The sequence below is a fragment of the Arthrobacter sp. TWP1-1 genome, assembly GCF_049897845.1.
GTDB lineage: Bacteria > Actinomycetota > Actinomycetes > Actinomycetales > Micrococcaceae > Specibacter.
The window spans coordinates 260,285-283,275 of sequence record NZ_JAFCXC010000004.1; the positions used below are offsets into that span (position 1 = coordinate 260,285).

Annotated in this window: 18 protein-coding genes; 5 read left to right on the forward strand and 13 right to left on the reverse strand. The window is 62.0% G+C overall.

Annotated features, from left to right (window positions below; genetic code table 11):
* Positions 1-201 precede the first annotated feature (201 nt).
* Together topA and ACP7B9_RS09930 are read right to left on the reverse strand one after the other, a co-directional pair.
* Positions 202-2,979 carry a type I DNA topoisomerase gene (gene topA, locus ACP7B9_RS09925; protein WP_425862935.1) on the reverse strand — a complete coding sequence of 926 codons (2,778 nt, stop codon included), beginning with the start codon at positions 2,977-2,979 and terminating at the stop codon, positions 202-204.
* A 106-nt stretch (positions 2,980-3,085) separates the two neighbouring features.
* The gene (locus tag ACP7B9_RS09930; RefSeq protein ID WP_425862937.1) at positions 3,086-4,777 is read right to left on the reverse strand and encodes a DUF7059 domain-containing protein; all 1,692 of its coding nucleotides are present in this window, start codon (positions 4,775-4,777) and stop codon (positions 3,086-3,088) included.
* Between the two features lie 187 nt (positions 4,778-4,964).
* On the opposite strand from ACP7B9_RS09930, the gene ACP7B9_RS09935 reads away from it, so the two are divergent.
* Positions 4,965-6,077 (forward strand): hypothetical protein, encoded by a 1,113-nt coding sequence (locus ACP7B9_RS09935; protein ID WP_425862939.1) that lies wholly within the window; start codon positions 4,965-4,967, stop codon positions 6,075-6,077.
* Between the two features lie 29 nt (positions 6,078-6,106).
* Here the strand turns inward: ACP7B9_RS09935 and ACP7B9_RS09940 are convergent, their stop codons facing one another.
* Positions 6,107-7,000: a rhodanese-related sulfurtransferase gene (locus ACP7B9_RS09940; protein ID WP_425862941.1), complete on the reverse strand. Its 894-nt coding sequence runs from the start codon at positions 6,998-7,000 to the stop codon at positions 6,107-6,109.
* A gap of 77 nt (positions 7,001-7,077) precedes the next feature.
* On the opposite strand from ACP7B9_RS09940, the gene ACP7B9_RS09945 reads away from it, so the two are divergent.
* Positions 7,078-7,791, forward strand: coding sequence for a GNAT family N-acetyltransferase (locus tag ACP7B9_RS09945; protein WP_425862942.1), 714 nt, complete (start codon positions 7,078-7,080; stop codon positions 7,789-7,791).
* 24 nt (positions 7,792-7,815) lie between these two features.
* A complete protein-coding gene (locus tag ACP7B9_RS09950; protein ID WP_425862944.1) occupies positions 7,816-10,161 on the forward strand; it encodes a DEAD/DEAH box helicase in 2,346 nt (781 codons plus the stop codon).
* Between the two features lie 88 nt (positions 10,162-10,249).
* On the opposite strand, the gene ACP7B9_RS09955 is transcribed toward ACP7B9_RS09950, so the two are convergent.
* The 7 genes from ACP7B9_RS09955 to ssd form a co-directional block, all read right to left on the reverse strand.
* Positions 10,250-10,615, reverse strand: a complete 366-nt coding sequence (locus ACP7B9_RS09955; RefSeq protein ID WP_425862946.1) for an Rv3654c family TadE-like protein — start codon at positions 10,613-10,615, stop codon at positions 10,250-10,252.
* On the reverse strand, positions 10,608-11,204 hold the full coding sequence (locus tag ACP7B9_RS09960; RefSeq protein WP_425862948.1) for a TadE family type IV pilus minor pilin: 597 nt from the start codon (positions 11,202-11,204) through the stop codon (positions 10,608-10,610). The genes ACP7B9_RS09955 and ACP7B9_RS09960 overlap by 8 nt, the downstream gene beginning before the upstream one ends.
* A 26-nt stretch (positions 11,205-11,230) precedes the next feature.
* A complete protein-coding gene (locus tag ACP7B9_RS09965) occupies positions 11,231-11,581 on the reverse strand; it encodes a DUF4244 domain-containing protein (RefSeq protein ID WP_425862949.1) in 351 nt (116 codons plus the stop codon).
* Between the two features lie 172 nt (positions 11,582-11,753).
* A complete protein-coding gene (locus ACP7B9_RS09970) occupies positions 11,754-12,179 on the reverse strand; it encodes a type II secretion system F family protein (protein WP_425862951.1) in 426 nt (141 codons plus the stop codon).
* 209 nt (positions 12,180-12,388) lie between these two features.
* On the reverse strand, positions 12,389-13,297 hold the full coding sequence (locus ACP7B9_RS09975) for a type II secretion system F family protein (RefSeq protein ID WP_425862953.1): 909 nt from the start codon (positions 13,295-13,297) through the stop codon (positions 12,389-12,391).
* Between the two features lie 19 nt (positions 13,298-13,316).
* On the reverse strand, positions 13,317-14,579 hold the full coding sequence (locus ACP7B9_RS09980) for a TadA family conjugal transfer-associated ATPase (protein WP_425862955.1): 1,263 nt from the start codon (positions 14,577-14,579) through the stop codon (positions 13,317-13,319).
* A complete protein-coding gene (gene ssd, locus ACP7B9_RS09985; RefSeq protein WP_425862957.1) occupies positions 14,576-15,772 on the reverse strand; it encodes a septum site-determining protein Ssd in 1,197 nt (398 codons plus the stop codon). The genes ACP7B9_RS09980 and ssd overlap by 4 nt, the downstream gene beginning before the upstream one ends.
* Positions 15,773-15,907: 135 nt before the next feature.
* Here ssd and ACP7B9_RS09990 point away from each other — a divergent pair, with 135 nt between their 5' ends.
* Positions 15,908-17,647: a bifunctional 3'-5' exonuclease/DNA polymerase gene (locus tag ACP7B9_RS09990; RefSeq protein WP_425862958.1), complete on the forward strand. Its 1,740-nt coding sequence runs from the start codon at positions 15,908-15,910 to the stop codon at positions 17,645-17,647.
* Between the two features lie 64 nt (positions 17,648-17,711).
* Here the strand turns inward: ACP7B9_RS09990 and ACP7B9_RS09995 are convergent, their stop codons facing one another.
* From ACP7B9_RS09995 to ACP7B9_RS10005, 3 genes are read right to left on the reverse strand one after another with little or no spacing between them, the layout of a single operon-like run.
* Positions 17,712-18,407 (reverse strand): NUDIX hydrolase, encoded by a 696-nt coding sequence (locus ACP7B9_RS09995; RefSeq protein WP_425862960.1) that lies wholly within the window; start codon positions 18,405-18,407, stop codon positions 17,712-17,714.
* On the reverse strand, positions 18,404-19,237 hold the full coding sequence (gene nth / locus ACP7B9_RS10000; protein WP_425862962.1) for an endonuclease III: 834 nt from the start codon (positions 19,235-19,237) through the stop codon (positions 18,404-18,406). The genes ACP7B9_RS09995 and nth overlap by 4 nt, the downstream gene beginning before the upstream one ends.
* Positions 19,237-20,601 carry a hypothetical protein gene (locus ACP7B9_RS10005; RefSeq protein WP_425862964.1) on the reverse strand — a complete coding sequence of 455 codons (1,365 nt, stop codon included), beginning with the start codon at positions 20,599-20,601 and terminating at the stop codon, positions 19,237-19,239. Before ACP7B9_RS10005 ends, nth begins: the two co-directional genes overlap by 1 nt.
* 350 nt (positions 20,602-20,951) lie before the next feature.
* Here ACP7B9_RS10005 and acs point away from each other — a divergent pair, with 350 nt between their 5' ends.
* The gene (acs, locus tag ACP7B9_RS10010; RefSeq protein WP_425862965.1) at positions 20,952-22,928 is read left to right on the forward strand and encodes an acetate--CoA ligase; all 1,977 of its coding nucleotides are present in this window, start codon (positions 20,952-20,954) and stop codon (positions 22,926-22,928) included.
* Positions 22,929-22,991 lie beyond the last annotated feature (63 nt).

Consider the following 22,991-nt stretch of genomic DNA (forward strand, 5'->3'; position numbering starts at 1 on the left):
CAGCTCACATGTTACGGTTCACATTCCAAAAAATCCATATGTTACCGATCTCATTTAGGAAAAACCGCACACTTTCGCACAAATACACTCATTCGTCAGAGGGTGGGAAAGGCATCCAGGAAGCAGGTGGCACAAAAACGTCGCCCCGCTCACCAGTTTCGGTGTGCGGGGCGACGTTGGACAGACGGAACTGCAGCGGTGTTACTTCTTCGCGGGAGCCCTTTTCTTGGCCGGGGCCTTGGCCGCCGGCTTTTTGGCAGCGGGCTTGGCGGTCCGCTTAACGGGACCACGTTCGCGCTTGTCAGCCAGCAACTCGATGGCCGTCTCGCGGGTCAGCTGTTCAACTTCCGTCCCCCGGGGAACGGTGATGTTGGTGACTCCGTCGGTGATGTAGGGGCCGAAGCGCCCTTCCTTCACCACAATGTTCTTGCCCGAAACGGGGTCCTCACCAAACTCCGCCAGCGGTGGCACCGCCGCGCGGGCACCACGCTGCTTGGGCTGGGAGTAGATCGCCAGTGCCGCCTCGTGGGTGATGGTGAAGATTTCTTCCTCGGTGCCGATGGAGCGCGAGTCCGATCCCTTCTTCAGGTACGGGCCAAAACGACCATTCTGAACAGTGATCTCATTGCCTTCGGCGTCTTCCCCAAGAACACGTGGCAGGCTCATGATGGCCAGAGCTTCGTCCAGGGTGACGGTGTCAACTGTCATGGTCTTGAACAGCGAGCCGGTGCGCGGTTTAGCCTTGACCGGCTTTTTCGGCGGCTTCGGCTTGCCGTTCTTGTAATATTCCACCGGCTGATTGGCGATGTCCTCTGCGGTCATCTCCGGGATCACTTCGGTGACGTACGGTCCGTAGCGGCCATTCTTGGACACAACAGAGTGGCCCGAAACAGGGTCAACACCAAGGAGTCGCTCCTCCGGTGCCGCCGTGTCCATGAGTTCCTGCGCCTTGGCGGGCGTGAGCTCGTCCGGGGCCAGATCTTCGGGAACATTGGCGCGGGCCGCCTCAATGATCTCGCCGGTCTTGGCGTCCAACGTGGGAACAGTGCTCTCAAGGTATGGGCCGAACTTTCCGACGCGCAGCACCAGGGTGTCGGTGATGGGCATGGAGTTGATCTCACGCGCATCGATGTCACCAAGGTTGTTCACAATGCTTTGCAGGCCAGCATCATCGCCATCGCCAAAGTAGAAGCGCTTGAGCCAGTCCGAGCCCTTGTCCTGGCCGTTGGCGATCTTATCCAAGCCAGTTTCCATGCCGGCGGTGAACTCGTAGTCCACATAATCTGTGAAGTGCAGTTCCAGCAGACGCACCACGGAGAAAGCGATCCAGCTCGGAACCAGCGCCGAACCCTGCTTGCGGACGTAGCCGCGGTCCATGATGGTGGACAGCGTTGATGCGTAGGTGGATGGGCGGCCAATATCCCGCTCTTCCATTTCCTTAGTCAGCGATGCTTCCGTGAAGCGCGGCGGCGGCGAGGTCTCGTGGCCATTGGCCTGAACTTCGGCTGCCTGCAACGCGTCATCTTCCTTGACGTTGGGCAGGCGACGGTCCGAATCGTCGGAGTCGTTGCGGGACTCATCCCGGCCTTCCTCGTAAGCGGCAAGGAAGCCGCGGAAGGTGATGACGGTTCCGGACGCAGAGAACTCAGCATCCTTGCCGTCAGCAGCGCCACCGGCTGCCGTGGCACCCAACTTGATGGTCGCCGTCGAGCCCTTGGCATCAGCCATCTGGGAGGCGACGGTGCGCTTCCAGATCAGCTCGTACAGCTTGAATTCGTCTCCTCGCAGGGCACTGGCAACCTGGGCCGGGGTGCGGAAGGAGTCACCGGCGGGGCGGATGGCCTCGTGGGCTTCTTGGGCGTTGGAGCTCTTATTGGCATAAACGCGCTTGGCTGCGGGGACAAACTCGGGGCCGTAAAGCTCCGATGCCTGGCGCCGGGCCGCGTTGACGGCTTCATCGCTCAGCGAGGATGAATCGGTACGCATATACGTGATGTAACCGTTTTCATACAGGCGCTGGGCGGTCGACATGGTCGACTTGGAGGTGAAGCGCAGCTTTCGGCCGGCTTCCTGCTGGAGGGTCGACGTCGTAAACGGCGGAGCCGGGCGGCGGGTGTAGGGCTTGTGCTCGACCGAGCGGACGGCAAAAGACACATCCTGCAGGGCGGTGGCGAGTGCCTTCGCGGCAACCTCGTCAAGGTGCGCAACATTCTTGCCGGTCAGCTCACCCTTGTCGTTGAAGTCACGTCCGGAAGCCACGCGCTTGCCATCGACGGCGGCAAGCTTGGCGCTAAAGGATTCGCCGGTGTCGGTGGTGCTGAAGGTGCCAGCCAGGTCCCAGTAGTTGGCCGAACGGAAGGCCATGCGCTCACGTTCGCGCTCAACCACCATGCGGGTGACAACTGACTGCACGCGGCCGGCGGAGAGCTTCGGCGCAACCTTGCGCCACAGAACCGGGGAAAGCTCATAGCCGAAGAGACGGTCAACCACGCGGCGGGTTTCCTGCGCGTCCACCAGATCGGTGTCCAGTTCGCGCAGGTTGCCCAAGGCGCGCTGCAGGGATTCCTTGGTGATTTCGGCAAAGGTCATGCGGTGCACGGGCACCTTGGGCTTGAGCACCTCGAGCAGGTGCCACGCGATGGCTTCGCCCTCGCGATCCCCATCGGTTGCGAGGTAGAGTTCGTCGGCGTCCTTGAGCTGCGCCTTGAGCTCTGCCACCTTTTTCTTCTTGTCGGAGGAGACCACGTAGTACGGCTTGAAGTCGTTTTCAAGGTCGACGGCGAACTTGCCGATCGAGGACTTCTTCAGTTCCGCGGGCAGCTCGGAAGGCTGCGGCAGGTCGCGGATGTGCCCAATGGACGCTTCCACGACGAAACCCTCGCCAAGGTACTTGGCGATGGTCTTGCTCTTGGCCGGGGACTCTACAATTACGAGCTTTTTGCCGGTCTTTGGCTTGCTGGCTGCTGCCTTGCTGGGCACGGTACTCCTACAGGGAATGAAAGTGGGACGAACGGCGTCCCCAAGAGCCTAGTTCACCATATTTTTACCGTGAACGCGTATTGCTTGGGAAACGGAGTCCATACAACTATGCGCCCACAGTGGCACCTTTGGACAAATTACTCGGCTTCACCATCTGTGGAATCGTCGTCCACGGGGCCGGAATAAGGAATCCGTCCCTGACGAGGTTGCGAACGTCACTGCCGAGAGAGTCAACGAATTCAGCATCGTCACGCTCCAGCAATACAGCCAGGGCGCCGATGATCTGACCGGCGGTGAGGTCGCCGTCGGACGCTGAAACAAAGCCTGCCAGCTCTGTGCTCATCAGGTTGGTGCGGCGCAACCCGGCACCCTGGCGGAGCAGGATCACGCCGGGGTGTTCGGCTCCCGGCTTTTGGTGGCGCTCCTCGGTAACATCGGATGCGGCAAGTAGGTGCTCGTCCGAAATGGAGGGGCGCTGCTTCAACCACTGGACCCTGTCAAGGGCATCGGCCAGGTGCGGCCCCACGGGCTGTTCGATGGGGTACAGGATCTCCTCAAAGCGTGGTTCGCTCGGCTCCTCCCCAACGGCAGGACGGCGCAGCAGGATGTAGCCAAAGCCGATTCCCGCCACGTTGCGTGACGCAAAATCGAGCAGGTAATCCTCATAGGCGTTGGTGTAGGCAGCCGAATCGCGGCCCTGTGAGGCGTCCTGCAGCCACGTTTCGGCATATCCGCCGGGGGAAACCTGCTCACGCTGGATGAACCATGCCTCGGTGCCCGGCGCCAGCCATTGCGCGGGACGGGCATGCCATGGCGCCGGGGTGCCGCCGTCGTCCGAGGTGCCTTCGGTGACTTCCCAATTGCCCAGCATCTGCGCCGTGCCGCCGGGATTCAGAATGCCGGGCAGTTCACGGACCAGGGTTTCCACGATGGCATCTCCGGCCAAGCCGCCGTCGCGGTAGGTGAACTGGTCGCTGCTTTGCTCTCCGCGGTGGCGCGGGGTGATGACGAACGGCGGGTTGGAGACCACCAAGTCAAAGAACTCTCCGGCGACAGGATCCAGCAAGCTGCCCAGACGCAAGGAGATTCGAGCGTCTGGGTTGCCCGCATCAAAATCCGCATCAGACAAGCCCAATTCCGGGGCATTAAGTGCAAGGTTGAACCGGGTGAAGGCCAGCGCCCGTTCCGAAATGTCGGTGGCGACAACAGTTTTAGCGTGATGCAGCAGGTGGAACAGCTGAATGCCGCAACCGGTCCCGAGATCCAGGGCCCGATCCACGTCGCGGCGGATGGTTCCCTGGGCAAGGGTTAGCGAGGCCTGTCCAATACCCAAGACGTGGTCCTTGCGCAGCACTCCCTGCCGCTGATGGGCGCCGAGGTCGCTCGTCACCCACAAGTTGGTGTCGTTTCCGCCTTCTTCCGCGGCAGGCCAGCCATAAGGGCGAAGGTCCACAGCAGCCCGAACCATCCCGGGCTCCGGCGCGGATTCGATAAGGCCGAGGTGAACCAAGGCATCCATGCCGATTCCGGGCAACGTGCGGGACAGCAGCTCTGCCGGAATATTGTTCGCAAGGAGCCACAGCTTGACGACAGTTGCCAGCGCGTCCTCGTTGCTTCGAAGCGCCAAGGCAGCCGGCACAGTCTGGTCCCGGGCCAGCGCTTGGTTGGCGTCCGGGCCAAGGAGCTCCGCCACGCCGTCGACCGTGTAATTGATGGCGGTGAGGTCTGTGGCCAATGCGGCGAGGAGGTCCAGGTTGTCACTGCGTGGGGCGTCAGGAACGGTGGCGAAATCAGTCATTGGAACAGCCTATCGAGTTGTGGGCGTCCCGGTGCGCGTACGATTAGTTCATGCACACTGTTCAGCGATTTACCTGCCCTCGGCCGCCTTTGGCCGCATGGGCTGCTTCGCTGACGCGCTGAGTCCATCCGGCAGCGGCTGAGGGGTTCCCACCCACCGCCTCCCGGATACCAAAGGATTCACCCCCATGCACTCTTATATCTCTCACTCTGCCCTGCAATCGGCGCTTGCCATCCCTGACCTCAGCGATCCCTCCGCCGGACACGCCATGTCGGCCATGCTGGCCTCCATCACTGACGCCTTGGCTGCCATCTGGAATGTGCCCGTGGCCGAGCACCGTCCCAGTCCACTGGTCTCCGTGCGCGACAATTACGACCGGCTGGGCTTCAACCCCGACGACATCACCCGCGATTCCCGATATTCTCGCCATGTCAGCCCCACCGTCATGCTGCGCAGCCACACGTCCGCGGGAATGCCCGCCGTGCTGGATTCGCTGCGGCCGGAGCTGGATCGATATGACACCCTCCATGTCCTACCGGGCTTGGTGTACCGGCGCGACGCCGTGGATCGCACCCATGTAGGCACGCCGCATCAGGTGGACTTGTGGCGGCTACGCTCACGCGGGCTGCTGGGCGTACCTGATCTGACCACCATGCTTGGCGCCCTGGTGGAGGCTGTCCTGCCGGGTGCGCACTGGCGGGCCGTGCCCAGCTCTCACCCGTACACGACGGCCGGCGTGCAGTTGGACGTTCAGGTTCGCGGCGAATGGCTGGAACTGGCCGAGGCCGGGCTGGTGGCCGCCACTGTCCTACGTGCCTCCGGGCTTGATCCCCGCCGCTGGTGCGGGCTGGCACTGGGCATGGGCTTGGACCGGGCTCTGATGCTGCGCAAAGGCATTGACGACATCCGACTGTTGCGCTCGACCGATCCCCGCGTTCGTGGCCAAATGAGTGACCTGTCACCCTACAACCCCGTTTCCGCCATGCCACCCATGCGCCGAGACCTGTCCCTTGTCTGCGCGGACGACGTCGACTCCGAAGTCCTGGGGGACGCGGCCCGTTCCGCGTTGGGTCAGGAAGCGGACGTGCTGGCCGGGCTTGAGGTGCTGGCGATTACACCCGCCTCCCAGCTTCCGGAAGGAGCGCTCACACGGCTCGGACTGGTGACGGGCCAGGCCAATGTGTTGGTTCGATTGACCCTGCAGTCGCTGGAGCGGACACTCACCTCATCAGAGGCCAACGTGGTGCGGAACCGGGTCTACAAAGCCTTGCATGAGGGGCCTACCCTGGAGCTGATCTAGCTGTGAATGCGCCAGGGCTCAGGAAGCCGTCAGTCAGTGCAGCCCTGCGGGCACTGCAAGGTTTCCGGTGCGCTGGCGCACTCGGCACAGTACAGGTTGAGGTTGCGGCAGCTGGGGTTGGAGCAGTTTTCAAATTTGTTGCTCGGGTTGTTGCAGCGGATGCAGTGGCCGATTTCCTTGGCTTCGTCGCTGAATTCCATGTGCATGCGCTTGTCGAACACGTAGAGCGAGCCTTCCCAGAGGCCCTTGTCCTTGAACGTTTCGCCATAGCGGACGATCCCGCCGTCCATTTGGTAGACCTCTTTGAAGCCACGGTTGACCATGAGCGAGCTGAGGACTTCGCAACGGATCCCGCCGGTGCAGTAGGTGACGACCGGCTTGTCCTTGAGGTCGTCGTACTTGCCGGAATCCAGTTCCTTGATGAAGTCATGGGTAGTGTCGACGTCGGGAACAATGGCGTTCTTGAATTTACCGATCTGCGCTTCGAAGGCGTTGCGGCCGTCGAAGAAAACGACTTCCTCACCCTTGGATTCCTTGTCCGCGACAAGTTCGTGGAGCTCTTCGGGCAGCAGATGAGTACCTCCGCCAACCACACCATTTTCATCAACTTTAAGTTCACCCGGGGCGCCAAAGCTGACGATTTCTTCACGGGCTTTCACGCTCAGGCGGGGAAAGTCATCTCCTGTGCCGTCTGACCATTTGATGTCCATGTTCCTGAAGCCGGCGTATTCACGCGTGGTTTTCAGGTACTGCTTGAGGTCCTTGATGTCACCTCCAACGGTGGCATTGATGCCGTCCTTGGAGATGATGATGCGCCCCTTGAGGCTGAGTTTTTCGCACAGCGCGCGTTGCCAGAGCTTGATCGCCTCTGGGTCACTCAGAGGGGTAAAGCCGTAAAAGAGCACAATTTTGTTCATCGACACGTCTTAAAGCCTACTTTGTGTGACCAAACGGGCCGGCATTTGTGGCCGCTGGCACCCTCCGGGCATAGGCTGGAAGCATGACGGGTGGTTCCACGGAGCTTGCGCACTATGCAACAGAATGGTTCGCCGGCTGGAGTGCGCTGCGGAGCTACCAAAGCCGCTCCGGGCCGGGGTTTCTTGCGGCTCTATGCCCTGACCGCAACGGTGATTGGGAGTACTTCACGTGCGACCCAACGCCGACCGATTTTGCCGCCCTGGCCGCAGAGGTAACGGCCTCCTCTCAGCGGGCCCTCTGCGTGATCGGCCCCGACGTTCATCGCTATGTGAAGTTGGCGCACCAATATGGCATGGGGATGGTTTCAACTTCTGAGCGGCTCATGGTTTGTGCCATGGAAACCCAAGATAATCAGGATCCATTTTTGGGAGATCCCGAATTGACGCTTGTCGTCAAGAAGATCGGCGGAAGGCACAGCGATTCAATCTGCCAGGCCCGCTTTTCGGCCGCCATCGTCCGTGGACAAACCGTGCTGGCCAGCGGACGGGTTGGCATCTATGGGGAAACGGCGGTGTTTGACGAACTGAAGACCGCGGCACCGCATCGTCGACGTGGATTTGGGATGTTGATGATGAAAACTCTCACGGCCCGATCCCTTGATTACCCCGTCAGGACGGGTTTGTTGGTGGCCAGTACCGGTGGCCAGAGCCTGTATTACAAACTTGGCTGGCGCACAGTAAGCCCGGTTACCGTCTTGGTACCTCGAGAACGGCTGGCAGAGATGGCCGGCCTGTAACTGCCGCGGTGACACAATGAGGGAGTGTCTACCAATCATTCGCTGATCTCGCAGTTGGGTGGAGGAAGCAATCCTCCTCAATTGCAGCATGTCCGGCGAATTCCGGCGCGGCAGGCCGTCAACGAGCCTTGGCCTGCTTGGGTCCACCCGGATCTTGTCAACGCATATTCCTTCTTGGGTGTTGTGCAGCCATGGCGGCATCAAGTCATGGGGGCCAACGCAGGACATGGTGGCGAGCATACGATCATCGCTACGGGGACGGCGTCCGGCAAGTCACTTGCCTATCAACTGCCTGCCTTGGATGCAGTCCACCGGGCCGCGCTGCGGGTCGCAGAAAACCCTGGACTGCTGGAAACCGACGGCGCCGTGACTTTGTACCTCTCCCCCACTAAGGCACTTGCAGCCGATCAGCTGGCTGCGCTGAATTCACTCAATCTACCCACGCTGCGTGCGGCCACCTACGACGGCGACACCGCCCCAGCTGATAGGCGTTGGATCCGGGACCACAGCAATTTCATCCTGTGCAACCCTGACATGCTGCACTTTGGGGTACTACCCAACCACACGTGGTGGGCTCGCTTCTTCAAGCGGCTGAAATACGTCATCATCGATGAAGCCCACAGTTACCGCGGCGTTTTCGGTTCCCATGTGGCTGTGTTGATGCGGCGTCTTCGTCGAATCTGCGCCCATTACGGTGCCAGTCCTGTGTTTATGGGGGCCTCTGCCACGTCATCAGACCCGGGCACCTCCTTTGCCCGATTGATCGGGGCGCCAGTCACGACCGTCACCGAGGACTACTCCCCCCACGGTGCAACGACCGTTGCGCTGTGGGAGCCGGAACTGACAGATTTCAAAGGCGAGAACGGAGCAAAGTCCCGTCGTACGGCCATCGCCGAAACCTCGGATCTGCTGGCCAACCTCGTTTCATCCCATGTGCGAACCATTGCTTTCATCAAGTCACGACGCGGCGCCGAAACCATTTCAAGTGTGACCAAAAGGCTCCTAGACGACGTCGATCCCAGCCTTCCCCCGCGCGTGGCCGCCTACCGTTCGGGTTATCTCCCCGAGGAACGGCGGGAGCTGGAAAAAGCCCTCCGATCAGGAGACCTGCTTGGCGTTTCAAGCACTTCGGCGCTCGAACTCGGAATCGATATATCCGGACTGGATGCTGTTCTAGTGGCCGGATGGCCCGGTACCAGGGCGTCCTTTTTCCAACAGATCGGCCGTGCGGGCAGGGCCGGGCAGGATGCGTTGGCAACGTTTGTGGCCAGTGATGATCCCCTTGACACTTTTTTGGTTCACCATCCCGAGGCTATTTTCGATCAAGCGGTGGAGGCCACCGTATTTGACCCATCCAACCCGTACGTCTTAGGTCCCCATCTTTGTGCGGCCGCGGCCGAGCTGCCAATCACACTCGCGGACTTGGCCATTTTTGATGCAAGTACGCCGGCCCTGCTCGATCAATTGGTGGCTCAAGGATATTTGCGCAAGCGGCCGGCCGGCTGGTTCTGGACACACCCGCAAAGTGCTGCCGCCATGGTCAACCTGCGTGAGGACGGGGGCGGACCGATCAATATCATCGAGGCTGAAACGGGAGCGTTGCTAGGGACGATGGGCTCTCCGCAGTCCCACTACCAAGCACATACGGGTGCCGTGTACGTTCATCAGGGAACAAGCTATGTAGTGCTCGAACTCAACGAGGCTGACCACTGCGCCTTGGTCCGCCGTGGTCAGCCGGACTTCTACACCACGGCACGGGATGTCACCCAGATCGAGGTGCTGGAATCGCTCAAAAATGAGGTGTGGGGTCCTGTTGAGATGCATTTTGGTGCGGTTCAGGTCCGCACCCAGGTGGTCTCGTTCCAACGTAAGGCAATCATCTCCAATGAAGTTCTCGGTGAGGAACCGTTGGAATTGGAGGCCCGCGACTTGTTCACCAAGGCCGTGTGGTTCACACTCGACAATCAGACGATGCTGGGCGGCGGCCTCGTGGAACCACAGTTTCCGGGAGCTTTGCATGCTGCCGAACACGCGATGATCGGTTTGCTTCCACTGGTTGCCTCGAGCGATAGGTGGGATGTTGGCGGAGTATCGACCGCTATCCATGCAGACACCGGCCAGCCGACAATATTTGTCTATGACGGCCATCCCGGCGGCGCCGGGTTTGCCGAGCGTGGTTTCGATATGGCCAGGACATGGATCAAGGCAACCATGGAGGCTATTGAAGCCTGCGAGTGTCCGTCAGGGTGTCCGTCCTGCGTGCAATCGCCCAAATGCGGAAACAAGAACAACCCTCTGGACAAAGTGGGCGCAGTACTGCTCCTCAAGCTCTTACTGTCCAAGGCCTCAAGCGGCAGCCTGCCCGGATAGCCGCTCTATTCAGTTTTCAAGGAACATGCGCACAATCGCGCGTGGTGAGAATGCGCCAGTCGAGGACACGGCGCCCGGTGTAATCGGTTCAAGGATGGCCGGGCCCGACCGTATCGGGTGGCGGTCCTGCCCTAGCCATTCCCGTTGAGAGCCACGGCAGGGCCGTTCGGATCGAGACGCTGACTCGTACGGACTGATCGCCTGCCAGAGTGCAGTCCAGGAGCGACGCACCATGGAGCGCAGCCACATCAGCCGCAATCTGGCACGGAGAACCGACAGAAAGGCCCCTATAGGCATCTGCGGCGGCCAATGCTGATAGATCCGCCGCAGTAGCTGCTTTGGCCGCTGCGACAGCCGCTTGCCCTAGCCCCAGCACCATGGCCGTAAGCAACAACATGACGAAGACGAGTCCCACCGCCAATACGGTCCCTGCCCCTTCTTCACCCTTATCCATGGAAACCTCCGCCAGTGAACAACGCGCTAGTGGCACAGAGCCCGGTTCGAAGCGGGCACGCCGGGCCCCGAGCCCACCGCCAGAGCGCTGGTTTCAGGGCCGCCGAACCCGGCAATGTGGTCCCCATCTGCTGAGCAGGCCGCAGAATCGGAGGATCTCGCAGCATCGGTCCAGCTTCACCGCTTTCGACCCTTGCACTCGCTTTTGCAGTCTGGATCCACGGAACGAAGCCTGAGAGGACCCCGCCGGTGCGGCCACTGACGGAGACCGTGGCATAGCCACCGGAAATCGCCATGGAAACCGACGCTTGCGCACCCGAAACCCGTGACACAGTATCTAGGACCTGGGCCGACGAATCCCCACGGGCCAGGGCCCTGGCGCCCGCTCTTGCGCCTTCCTCCAGTCGAAGCTGGAGCATTCCCGCAGAGACGCTGAGGAGAAGGATCGCCAGAAGTGCCGTAACCGCGGGCAGCACCACCGCCAGTTCCGCGGTCACCGATCCCCTCATGGCCGGTGTGCCCGTGGAGAATCCACCCGATTGCGCGTGTGACGCACGGTCAGCGCGGAACAACTGTGTCAGCGTATGCATCGCACCCCAACTTCCTGAATCGCCGTTTAAAAACTCAGGGCCGTGCGGATGATATTTAGGAGGAAACCGCGGACTTCATCGCTCTTGAGGATCACCACCAACAGCCCAGCAAATCCAACGGCGGCCAATGTTGCGATGGCGTATTCTGCCGTTGCCATTCCGGCTTCCATCCCTGACTTCGCCCAGTTTTTGCGACTCCATGCCCTCCCGGACCACGCCTGTCGGGTCCACGGCAGCCGAGCCCGGCTGGGGTGGACGTGTCGGTTCACCACTGGCGGATTCGCACTGGCTCCGGGAAAGATCTCGCTGACGTTCCCCTTGGCGAGGGCTTCGTCGGTGCCGGCAACCATTCCTCGGGCGACTTCATTGCTGTTCATCTCAACTCCTTGTTTTCATGTGCTGCTTTGATTCAGCCACCGCACGGAGGCGAAGCGACCAATCAAAACCTGGTTTTTGAACTCTTCTCCTCTCCCGCCTTCAGCAAAAGACCACTTTGCTGTTTGGTGGATAGTCCGAGGGATAGCTATGCCTGTGGACGAACGAGCAAGGCTAAAACCGAGGAATCATGGCCATCACAACGGGCACGATTCCCAACGCAATGAAGGCTGGCAACGAGCACAGGCCCAGCGGAAGGACCAGTTTGACGCCCAATGCTGCCGCTCGCTTCTCGGCACTGCGGCTTGCGGCCCTGCGAGAACGTTGCGCCTCGGCGTACAGCAGTGGTGCCGCGGATGCACCCGTCACGGCCCCAAAACTCAAGGCATCGTGGATCTGGGCGACGTCTCCCCGGGTGGTGTTCCCTTCCCATGAGCTGTGCCACGACGCACCAATTTCCAGGCCCGCAACCACACGTAAGAGATGCCCCTGGATGCCGGGTTCGGCAACGTGGGCAACCGCTCGCAAAGCCCCTTGGACGGTAAGTCCGGAGTCCAGCGCCGTTCCCAACAACTCCAACAACAACGGCACCGAAGCCACCCCTGCTGAGTTGCGCGATGATCCTTCCTTACGAAACGACCACGGGCGGTGCCGCGCATCGCGAACCATTGCAAGGCTTTGCTGGCTTTGCTGGCGCCCCTCTGGTCCAGCGAAATCCGGTCCATATTTTTCGGGGCCTCGCCTTTTGGAGCCCCATAAACACAAGATGGCCAGCGCCGCCATTATGAAGAAAAATAGCCCGCCCACAATTAGTCCCTCCTCGAAAATGCGACGTGCCACCGTGATCCATTGCCCACTATCCGGTGCCCATCTGATCCCTCAATCGGTCGTGCAGCATTCGAAATCATGCTGGCCGACCAGGCCCTCCCTGCGATAGCGAAACCAGTACCCGCCGCCACTACCGCCCACCCAAGGGGACTACCTAGAAGAGCGGCCATCGGGTCAACACCCATCAGCATTCCGAGACCAAGGCCAAGAAACGGCAACCACGTCAACAACTTCACGGTGGCACGAGGGCCTGCGAGCGCAGTTTCCCGCAAGGCGGCAGCGTCATGATCGGCCTCCAACATGGTTGCCAGTCGTTCCAGGACTGCCGCGACGGGCGCCCCGCTGGCCTCACAGACGTCGAAACAAGCGGCAATATCGAGCCATACGCGAGCCTGTTCCGCGGTCAGGCCTCCCCTGCGTGTACTCCTGCCAAACCCACCACTGCCAGCCCCACCAAAGTTGCTGCAGGCGCTACGTACCGCAGGTGCCGTGGGCAGGCCCAAGGCGCTGGCCCGTTCCACGGTGAGAACCAGTTGCAGAGTCACGTCCATCTGCACTCGTTCCCCGGCTGGCAAGGGCCCGTGGCGCCGTGACACGACCTGAAGGGATTCCGGTGAGGGGGCACGGGTTTTCTCCCGGGCACGGTCCTGTTCCACGGCCAAGACAAGAGCCAAGGCCCGCCACAGGAGCGGTCCTGTTCGGCCTGCCGCCAGAAGCGAGGCCAATTGGCGGATCAACCTTGGAAGCGCTTCTGCCTGTGGTTTGCTCCGGCGAGCGCTGCCCCTGGACCGGACGGAGTTGCGCCTTGGCGCCACCGCCCGGGGTTGCCGATGCAAACCGATGAGGCAGCAGGCTGTTCCGGACAGGACAAGCACTATCAGTGCACTCATGGCCCTGCATCCCACACTTTCATGGCATCCCCTGGCCAGAAGGTGTCTCCAGGAGTCCCGCAAGTCCTAGCCTTTTCGCAAGCGGCGGCCATCCTGGTCCTTGTGCGATTCTCACACCCATCGACGCTCCGTTTGCGCCAGGCAGATTGTCGGACAGTGTCAGGGCGGGAATAACATCCAGCCGGCCATGGCGCAGCTCGACCACGGCAATTTCTGCAACGACACGGCGACCGTCGATGAGTGCCAGGTGGATGACAACGTCAAGTGCGCTGGCGCCCTGTAGGAACACGGCTTCCGGGGACATGGCGGCCAGTGCTCCCAGGGCCGCCAGCCTGGCGGGAACATCACGTGCGCTGTTTGCGTGAATAGTCCCACCACCACCGCTGTGGCCTGTATTCATCGCCATTAGCAGTTCGCGCACCTCCCTTCCCCTGCACTCACCAACAATGAGTCGGCCCGGATTCATGCGCAGAGCCTGCCGGACGAGTTCCGCGAGATCTACCGCACCGGCTCCCTCAGCATTTTCGTGCCGGGCCTCCATTGTCACCACGTGGGGGTGGTCTGGTTCCAGTTCGGCCGCATCCTCGATCAGCACAAGCCGTTCCCTTGGCGGGCACAGGCCCAGCAGTGCCGACAGCAGAGTGGTTTTCCCGGCTCCCGTTGCTCCGCTGATCAGAAAGTTCAGTCTGTGGGTCATGACGGATTCAAGCACCTGTGCAAACACTGGCCCCATGCTTCCGGCGTTCACCATTTGGGCGAGAGTGAGAATCGTGCGTCGCTTGATCCGGATGGAAAGCAGTGTTCCGGTAGCGGAAATTGGTGGCAGCACGGCATGGATGCGATATCCGGAGGCAATTTTCACGTCGACACAGGGGCTGCTTTCATCAAGCCTGCGGCCGCCGCTGGCCACCAACCTGACGGCGAGCGCCCGCAGTTCGCTCTCGCCGGCGAAACGCACGGCTACGCGTTCAGGTCCGGAACCCCGGTCCAACCAGACCGATTCCGGGGCGTTGACGAAGATGTCAGTTACCTCGGGGTCTTTGGTGAGGCCCTGAAGGGGGCCCAAACCGTTGAGTTCGGCGGTGATTCTTTCCATGGCGATCAGTGAACCGGCCGCGCCCAGTAATCGGCCGCTTTCGCGCACGGCCGCCGCCACCTGAAGGTCTGTCACTGGCCCGGCCTGAGCCAGAACGCTGCGCCGCACGGTATCAAGTAGCTGAGCATCGACGGCCCCGTCCCATGGGCCAAAGGAGAGGCTCCCGTGTTGAGATTCAGCGGTCATTGCCGACCCCCACCTGATGCCTGCTCACTTTTGCTTCCAAGGACAGCGCCTGCACCTTCTCCTGCCATCCACTCAAGAACGTTCCCTACAAGTGTCCGCATGGGCCGCCGTCGGAGGAGATCTGGCAGACGCTGGGCCTCCAGCGCGTCCGTGGCACCACGCAGCCGCGGCATCTTGCCAATGAGCGGCAGGCCAACCGCGGAAGCAACCATGCCCGCGTCCAGCCCTTCCCCGAGTGGTCCTCGAACCACGGCCACGGCAGGCTTCGGCGGCAAGGCCGCTACGACCGGTAACGTTGCGGCGGCCGAACGCGCACGAGCAGGCACAACCACCGCCAAACCATCGCAGTGCACGGCCAAGGATCTAAATGCGTCAGGCGTGCGGCCTAAGTCAACCACTACCAAGCCATAGGCTCCCCGGGCAGCGCGCATGACCTCACCCACGGCCGTTTGGGATCGTGGCCCAGATTGCGCGAAACCAGCTGGCCCTGCACCATCAGGGCGAGCCGACGGGTCCCAGGAAAGTAGGGCCAACCCGGCAAAGTACGGTAATGATGCCGCCAATTGTTCGGGGTTGATGGCCCCGGACGCTCGCAGCAACTCCGGCCAGTGCAGGCCCGGGACGTCATCGGCCGACAATGCCGTCCCAAGCCCACCGCCCCAGGGGTCGCCGTCAACGAGCAGCGTCCGCACTCCCCGCTTCACGGCACCGGCAGCAACCAGCGTGGCCAGCGTTGATGCACCGGCCCCACCACATCCGCCTACGATTCCCACAACCCCGGCGCCGGACACAGGGCTTCGCAGGCAACTCAGGTAGTTGGCCAGCCAACGCGCAGAATCTGGCAAGATGGCGACCCGATCCACCCCGAGTAGCTCAGCTTGCTGCCACATGACTGCCGAATCCGCAGCAAACCCCACCACCACAGTCGGCCCCCGCCACCCAGCGAGTCCGGCCTCCACCCCGGCGTCGACAACAGCTGCGGCGTCAATCAGCACAGCCGCCACGTCGTCCCACCGGGCTGCGGCTTGTTCCACACCCTGACCCACAAGGAGTTCGACGGCGGCTGCCGCACTAATGCGACCCACGGCGCCCTGCAGCTCGGCGGAAGCAGATAGGAGCAGTACTGATGTGTCCCGATGCGGAATCCACGGTTCCGATGCTGGGCCCGACGGCAAGTTTTGGCGACTTCTCATGGAGCAACTGTGCCGCTCCGGCCATCACAGTTCCACACCCTTTCTGGCGAAAGTGGAGAACTGCGTGCCACTCCCCACCTGTGGAGGAATTGCGTGTGGAGGAATTATTCGGGCCACCAGTGGAGAATAGAACTTATGTACGCATTGCTGGCCACCGGTTCCGAACGTTCCACTGCCGTGGTCGAGCTCCGGAACGACGACGGCACACCGGCCGCGCCTGCCCAAACGGTGGCCCGCGCCGAGCTCGGCCCGGCCGTTCAAGCTCTGGAGGAGATGCACCGCCCTCGCTGGGTGTGGGACAGGGCAATACATTGGTATCCCAGTCTCCTGGCTGCCGGTGTACGCGTGGAAAAGTGCCATGATCTGGCCTTGTGCCAAAACATTTTGCAGTACTCGGAATTTGCTGCCACCACCGGTTACCAACAGAATTTCACGCCCCTCCCGCCGGAAATCGATCCCACACGGAACAGTTCGTCGCTATATGGTTCCCACGCCGGCCAGGAGAGTCTTTTCGACGCACCAGTGGCTCCGTCTGGCCCAGCGCTATGGGACCTGACTGCGGTGGCGCGCGAACTGGGTGCACAAAAAACAGCCGTTAGTTCCTCCACACACCCCGCTAGGCTCGCACTTTTGCTCAGTGCGGAATCTGCGGGTGCATTGGTGGCTGCGGAGATGCAGTATGAAGGTATCCCCTGGAGGGAAGACCTGCATAGGAGGCTGCTCGATGACCTGCTTGGCCCTGAACCGACGAACTTCAACCATCCCGAAAAACTGGAAGCCCTGGCTGGGAATCTGCGCACCGCCCTGAACGCCCCGTCGCTGAATCCTGATTCACCGCAGGATCTGATGCGCGCGCTGCATCGGGCTGGGATTGAGGCTAAATCCACCAGAAGTTGGGAACTGCAGGAGTTTAAGCATCCGGTCATCGAACCCCTGTTGACCTACCGAAAGCTCAGCCGGCTGTTCACCACCAATGGCTGGAATTGGTTGCAGCAATGGGTCAAGGACGGCCGGTTCCACGCCGAATACGTGGTGGGCGGCGTGGTCTCCGGGCGCTGGGCTTCACGCGGCGGTGGCGCGATGCAGATCCCCGCGCAAATCCGTAGCGCCGCCGTTGCCGATCCCGGGTACTCGTTGATTGTTGCCGATGCCGCCCAATTGGAGCCGCGGGTCCTGGCGGCCTTGGCGCAGGACACAGCCATGGCTGCCGCGGGAGGTGACGCCGCCGGGAATAACAAGGACCTCTACGCCGGGATTGCCGCAGAGGGGTTCGGCGGCGACCGAAGTATGGCCAAGGTCGCCTTGTTGGGCGCCATTTACGGTGCCACGACCGGCGACTCCGGACGGCTGGTCCCCCAGCTTGCGCGCATGTACCCGCGCGCACTGGACTTCGTTGAGCAGGCCGCCCGCGCAGGTGAACGAGGCGAGCGCGTGACCACCCATCTGGGCCGAAGCACCCCTCCTACCACCCAGGATTGGCACGACGGCCAGCGCAGTTCCACCGCGCAGGAACAACGCCGTGCAGAGCAGGCGGCCAGGTCCCGCGGCCGCTTTACCCGCAACTTTGTGGTTCAGGGGACGGCTGCCGAATGGGCCTGCTGTTGGTTGGCTGAATTACGACGGCGGCTGCGGGCCTTGGCGGTGGCCGCTCCCGGCGCCGGGGAAATGTCGGGCGGGTCAGTGCAGGGCACCCCGCAGCTCGTGGCCTTCCTGCACGATGAGGTCATGGTGCACTGCCCTGCCAACATGGTGGACGAGGTCACCCAGATCGTCCATGAGTCCTCCCGTGCGGCCACCGAGTTGATCTTTGGAAAAATACCGCTGGAATTTCCCGTCAACGTCAGCGTGGTCCAGTGCTACGCTGACGCGAAATAGTCACCTGCAGGCACGGCTCGCAACCAGCACCGCACTGCACCGCACCGCACCGCACGCCATCAGGCTAGAGCGGAGCCGCGATTTCGCGCTGTTCGTCCCAGGGAACTGACCAGCCCAGTTCATGGAAAATGTAGTCCAAAATACCTGCCGTGAAACCCCAAACCACCACACCGCTCACCACAAAGGCAGGTCCCTTGTACGGAAAGCGGCCACGTTTCAAAACGGCCGTGAACCTGTTGTCCGGATCGAGCAGGTCACGCACCGGAATCCGAAACACCTGCGCCGACTCACCAAAGTCAACAACAGCCACGGGAGTCTGCCGCGCCCACCACCCCACAACAGGAGTCACCAGGAAATTGCTGACCGGCAAAGAAACCTCGGGCAACAAACCCAGGATTTCAACGCCCGTGGGGTCAAGTCCGGTTTCCTCTTCAGCTTCTCGCAAGGCAGCGGCCATGATGGATGCATCCCCTTGATCCACGCCGCCCCCGGGGAACGCCACCTGTCCGGGGTGGTGGTTGAGAGTGTGTGCTCGTTCAATCAGCAACACGTCCAAATCGGCCTGCACCAATGGCTTTGTTGAGGTGGCCGGAACATCATCCAAGGCACCAAAGAGCATCAGCACGGCCGCCTGCCGAGCGGCGGCCCTATCGATGCTTGGCTGCCACAGCGAAGGCCGCCCGGCCCTCATGGCTGCCGGAAGCGAAGCCGTGGCTGCAGCCTTCGCCGCCAGTGCAACCAGATCCGCGTAGGCACTCACTGCTGGAGGCCCTGACCTTGAGGAACAGTAATACCAGCCTGGGCGTTACGGACTGCCAACTGAGATTCCTGCCGGTACTGCGCGGCATTGTCCACATCGGCCTGCATCCGGGCCAGCAATTCTTCCTGGCCGGGAGCCAGCTCGTACTTGAGCAACTTCGCGGCCTTCACGGGGTCAACCTCGCCATCGCCATACGCCGGGCACAGATGCGCAATAGGGCAGGCGCCACAGGCAGGCTTTCGGGCATGGCAAATACGGCGTCCGTGGAACACCACTCGATGCGAGAGCATGGTCCAGTCCTTGGGCTCAAACAACGCAGCTACATCGGACTCAATCCGCACCGGGTCCGTAGATTCGGTCCAGCCAAAGCGCTTGGCCAGCCGCATGAAGTGGGTGTCCACGGTGATTCCCGGGACACCAAAAGCGTTACCCAGCACCACATTCGCGGTTTTCCGACCGACTCCCGGAAGCGTAATCAAGGCTTCAAGGGAACCGGGCACCACGCCGTCGTACTCGTCAACAAGGCGGGTCGCCAAGGCCAATAAATTGCCGGCCTTGGCCCGAAAGAAACCGGTCGACTTGATCAGCGTTTCCAGTTCCACGGTGGCTGCCTGTGCCATCGCCAGCGGGGTCGGGAAGCGGGCAAAGAGCTCCGGGGTCACGGCATTGACACGAATGTCCGTGGTTTGGGCAGACAGGACCGTGGCCACCAGCAGCTCAAAGGGGTTGCGGAAATCCAGCTCCGCATGCGCATAGGGGTAGAGCTGCGCGAGTTCGCGGTTGATCTTCCGGGCCCGGCGCTTGAGTGCCAGCGCCGAATCCGGCGACATTACTGGCTGTCCGAGGCGCGCTCAATCCCCACGAGGTCGAGCAGGACGCCCGTCTTGCCATGGCTGTCCTGGACGAGGAAGCTGTTTCCGCGATCTTCCAGCCCCAGAATCCAGGCACCGGGAGTCAGCTTGAACATGAACTGGCGGGTGTGCTCGTCAATCACGTTTTGCGGGCGGTCAACAGCAAACCAGAACGGCTCGGTGCTCACGGTCGCGGCGGCCTGCGGGTTCACCGTGGCGCCGATGCTCTCCTTGACCGGCTCAGCTTCGGCTGGCTCAGCTGCGGCCGGCTCGGCCTTCTCCTGCTCGGCTGCGGGAGCAACCTGCGGGTTCAAGGTTGTCGCGTTGTCGTCGGCGGAAGAGTCGTCATCAGAAGGTACGACGGCGGCTGTCGCCTCAGCGGGCTGGGCAGCTTCCGTGCGGGTCGACGAAGGGGCTGCCGCGTCATCGGAGACCTCCGGTGCGCTCGGCGCGGAGAGCCCTTCGGAGTTTTCCGAAGCGATTCCGGTTACCGGGAACGTCTGGGTGTTGCTAGCGGCGGGACGGGCCACGGCACCGGATACGGTACTCGCCGTCTGGGCCGCCGGGGAGGCGTCCTTGGCCGGAGTGAAAATCTGGCCGGCAGAGGTGTGCGCAACGGACGACTTCGGCGTTCCCCATGCGGCAGAAGCACCAGCGCCGGCAACGGGAGCACCAGCAACAGCAGCATCGGCGCCCGGAGTCGGCACGCCAACACCCTGAGAACCAGAAGCAACCGAGGCGCCCTTGCCGGAGCTGCCCTGGGGGCCGGCGGGCTTGGCACCAGCGTGGCCAGCTACAGGCTTCGGTGCGGAGGGGCGCTTGACGGCAGGAACGGCGTCGCGCGCTACGAGGTTGGCGGGAACCTCGGTGCGCCCGGCAAAATCGGAGGCTAGAGCGGGGATCCACTGCGCACACGCGGTGGAGGCCAACAGGAGCAGCGAGCCAATGAGACCCACGAGGTAGGCGATGCCAAAGTTGGTCACCGTACCCGTGAAGAAAAAGAAGGTTGCAAAGGAAGCCACGACCGAGGCGAACTGATCCGTGGACAACGATCCAATGCGAACCTGGGTGCCCGGGCTCAGCCGGCGGGCAAGGAACAGGCCACCGACCACCAACGGCAGAATCACGCCGATGGCTAGGTAGAACAGTCCGCCCGTGTTCCAGAGGTTGAGGCCGCCCGCGAGTGTCTGGACGATCGGCACCACCGAAGCGACGAAAATGATCAGCACCGACCCCAGAACCGCAAGGTCCCGAATGGTCAGCGGCCCGACGGCGGCATTACTGAGCGCTGCACCCGTGCTGGCGGTGGCTGCCTGGGTGGACGGCGTGTGTTGCTCTGTCATGGTCTAGCTCCTCTTTTGTCACGATTGTTCCCCAGCCTAGTTAACGCGTACAGGCAACACTAGCGAGCCACAGCTAAATCAGGCCAAAAAACGCTAGATGGGGAGAGATACCCATACCCCCACCGTGGGCAACATCATGCATTTGAGCGCAGATATGACGCCACTGGCCTCGTAAACCTGTGACGACGGACACGTCTAGGCATGGGAAGCGCTAGAGTTTATGCCAGAACAGGACGTTGTCCTCAATCCCAAACTGTGCACTGCCGCCAGCCCGAAAAGGGACAGCCACGCACTGCTGCGTGGAGAGGTTTTGAGGGGACAACAGCTAAGAAGGAACGAAGGGATATTAGATGTCTGAGGTCACCACCGCAGCTGACAACCAGTCCGGAGACGCACTGGAAAACCTCCTCACGGAGAACCGTCAGTTCGCACCCAGCGCAGAATTTGCTGCCAACGCAATCGTGCACGGGGATGAATACGCAAAGGCCAACGCAGACCGTCCCGCCTTCTGGGGCGAGCAGGCCCGTGAACTGCTGACCTGGAGCAAGCCTTTTACAAAGACCCTGGACTGGAGCAATCCGCCGTTCGCCACCTGGTTCGAGGACGGTGAAATCAACGCCGCGTACAACGCGCTTGACCGTCACGTTGAGGCGGGCAACGGCGACCGCATCGCCATTCACTTCGAGGGCGAGCCCGGTGACACCCGTACGTACACTTACGCGCAGCTGACCGAAGAGGTCAAGAAGGCCGCCAACGCTTTCGAATCCCTGGGCCTGGCCAAGGGTGACCGCGTAGCCGTTTACCTGCCCATGATCCCCGAAGCCGTCATCACACTGCTTGCCTGCGCCCGCATCGGTGCGATCCATTCGGTGGTCTTTGGTGGTTTCTCCGCCGACGCGCTGCGTTCACGCATTGACGACGCCGAGGCCAAGTTGGTTGTCACGGCCGATGGCACCTTCCGCCGCGGCAAGCCCAGTGCACTGAAGCCGGCCGTGGATGAAGCGCTCGTCGCACCCGGGCACTCGGTGCAGAACGTCGTCGTGGTCAAGCGCAATGGCGAGCCCGTTAACTGGGTCGAAGGCCGCGATGTCTGGTGGGACGATACTGTCGGGACCGCCTCAACCGAGCACACCGCCGTCGGGCATGCCGCCGAACACCCGCTGTTCATCCTCTACACTTCCGGCACCACGGGCAAGCCCAAGGGCATCCTGCACACCACCGGTGGTTACCTCACTCAGACCGCGTACACGCATCGCGCCGTCTTCGACCTCCACCCGGAAACTGACGTTTTCTGGTGCACGGCCGACGTCGGATGGATCACCGGCCACTCCTATGTCACCTACGCGCCGCTCATCAATGGCGCAACCCAGGTCATGTACGAGGGCACTCCGGACTCCCCGCACCAGGGCCGCTTCTGGGAAATCGTGGAGAAGTACAAGGTCTCCATCCTGTACACGGCACCGACGGCGATCCGTACTTTCATGAAGTGGGGCGAGGACATCCCCGCCAAGTACGATCTCTCCTCGATCCGCCTGCTCGGCTCGGTGGGCGAACCCATCAACCCCGAGGCCTGGATGTGGTACCGCCGCGTCATTGGCGGAAACGTAGCTCCCGTTGTTGACACCTGGTGGCAGACGGAAACCGGCGCCATCATGGTGGCCCCGCTGCCCGGCGTCACCAGCGCCAAGCCCGGCTCCGCCCAGGTCCCCATGCCCGGCATCGCCGTCGACGTGGTGGACGAGCTCGGCGCCTCGGTTCCCCACGGCCACGGTGGCTACCTCACCATCCGCGAGCCCTGGCCGTCCATGCTCCGCGGTATCTGGGGCGACAACGAGCGCTACAAGGACACCTACTGGTCCCGCTTCGACGGCATGTACTTTGCTGGCGACGGTGCCAAGTGGGACGACGACGGCGACATCTGGCTTCTGGGTCGCGTGGACGACGTCATGAACGTTTCCGGACACCGACTCTCCACCACTGAGATCGAATCCGCATTGGTCAGCCACCCCTCGGTGGCCGAGGCTGCCGTGGTTGGTGCCGCGGATGAAACCACCGGGCAGGCCGTCGTGGCCTTCGTGATCCTGCGCGGATCAGCCGTGGAGGACGCCGATATCGTCACGACCCTGCGTAACCATGTGGGCAAGGAAATTGGCCCCATCGCCAAGCCGAAAACCATCCTGGTGGTTCCGGAACTGCCCAAGACACGCTCGGGCAAGATCATGCGCCGCCTACTCAAGGACGTGGCCGAGGGCCGCGCCGCCGGCGACTCGTCAACGTTGGCCGACAACACCGTGATGAACCAGATTGCGGAGTCGCTGAAGGCTTAAGCTGACCCACCCCCCCCATTCGAGTACGCAGTTGTTGGACCGATTTCACCAATTTTCAGTATT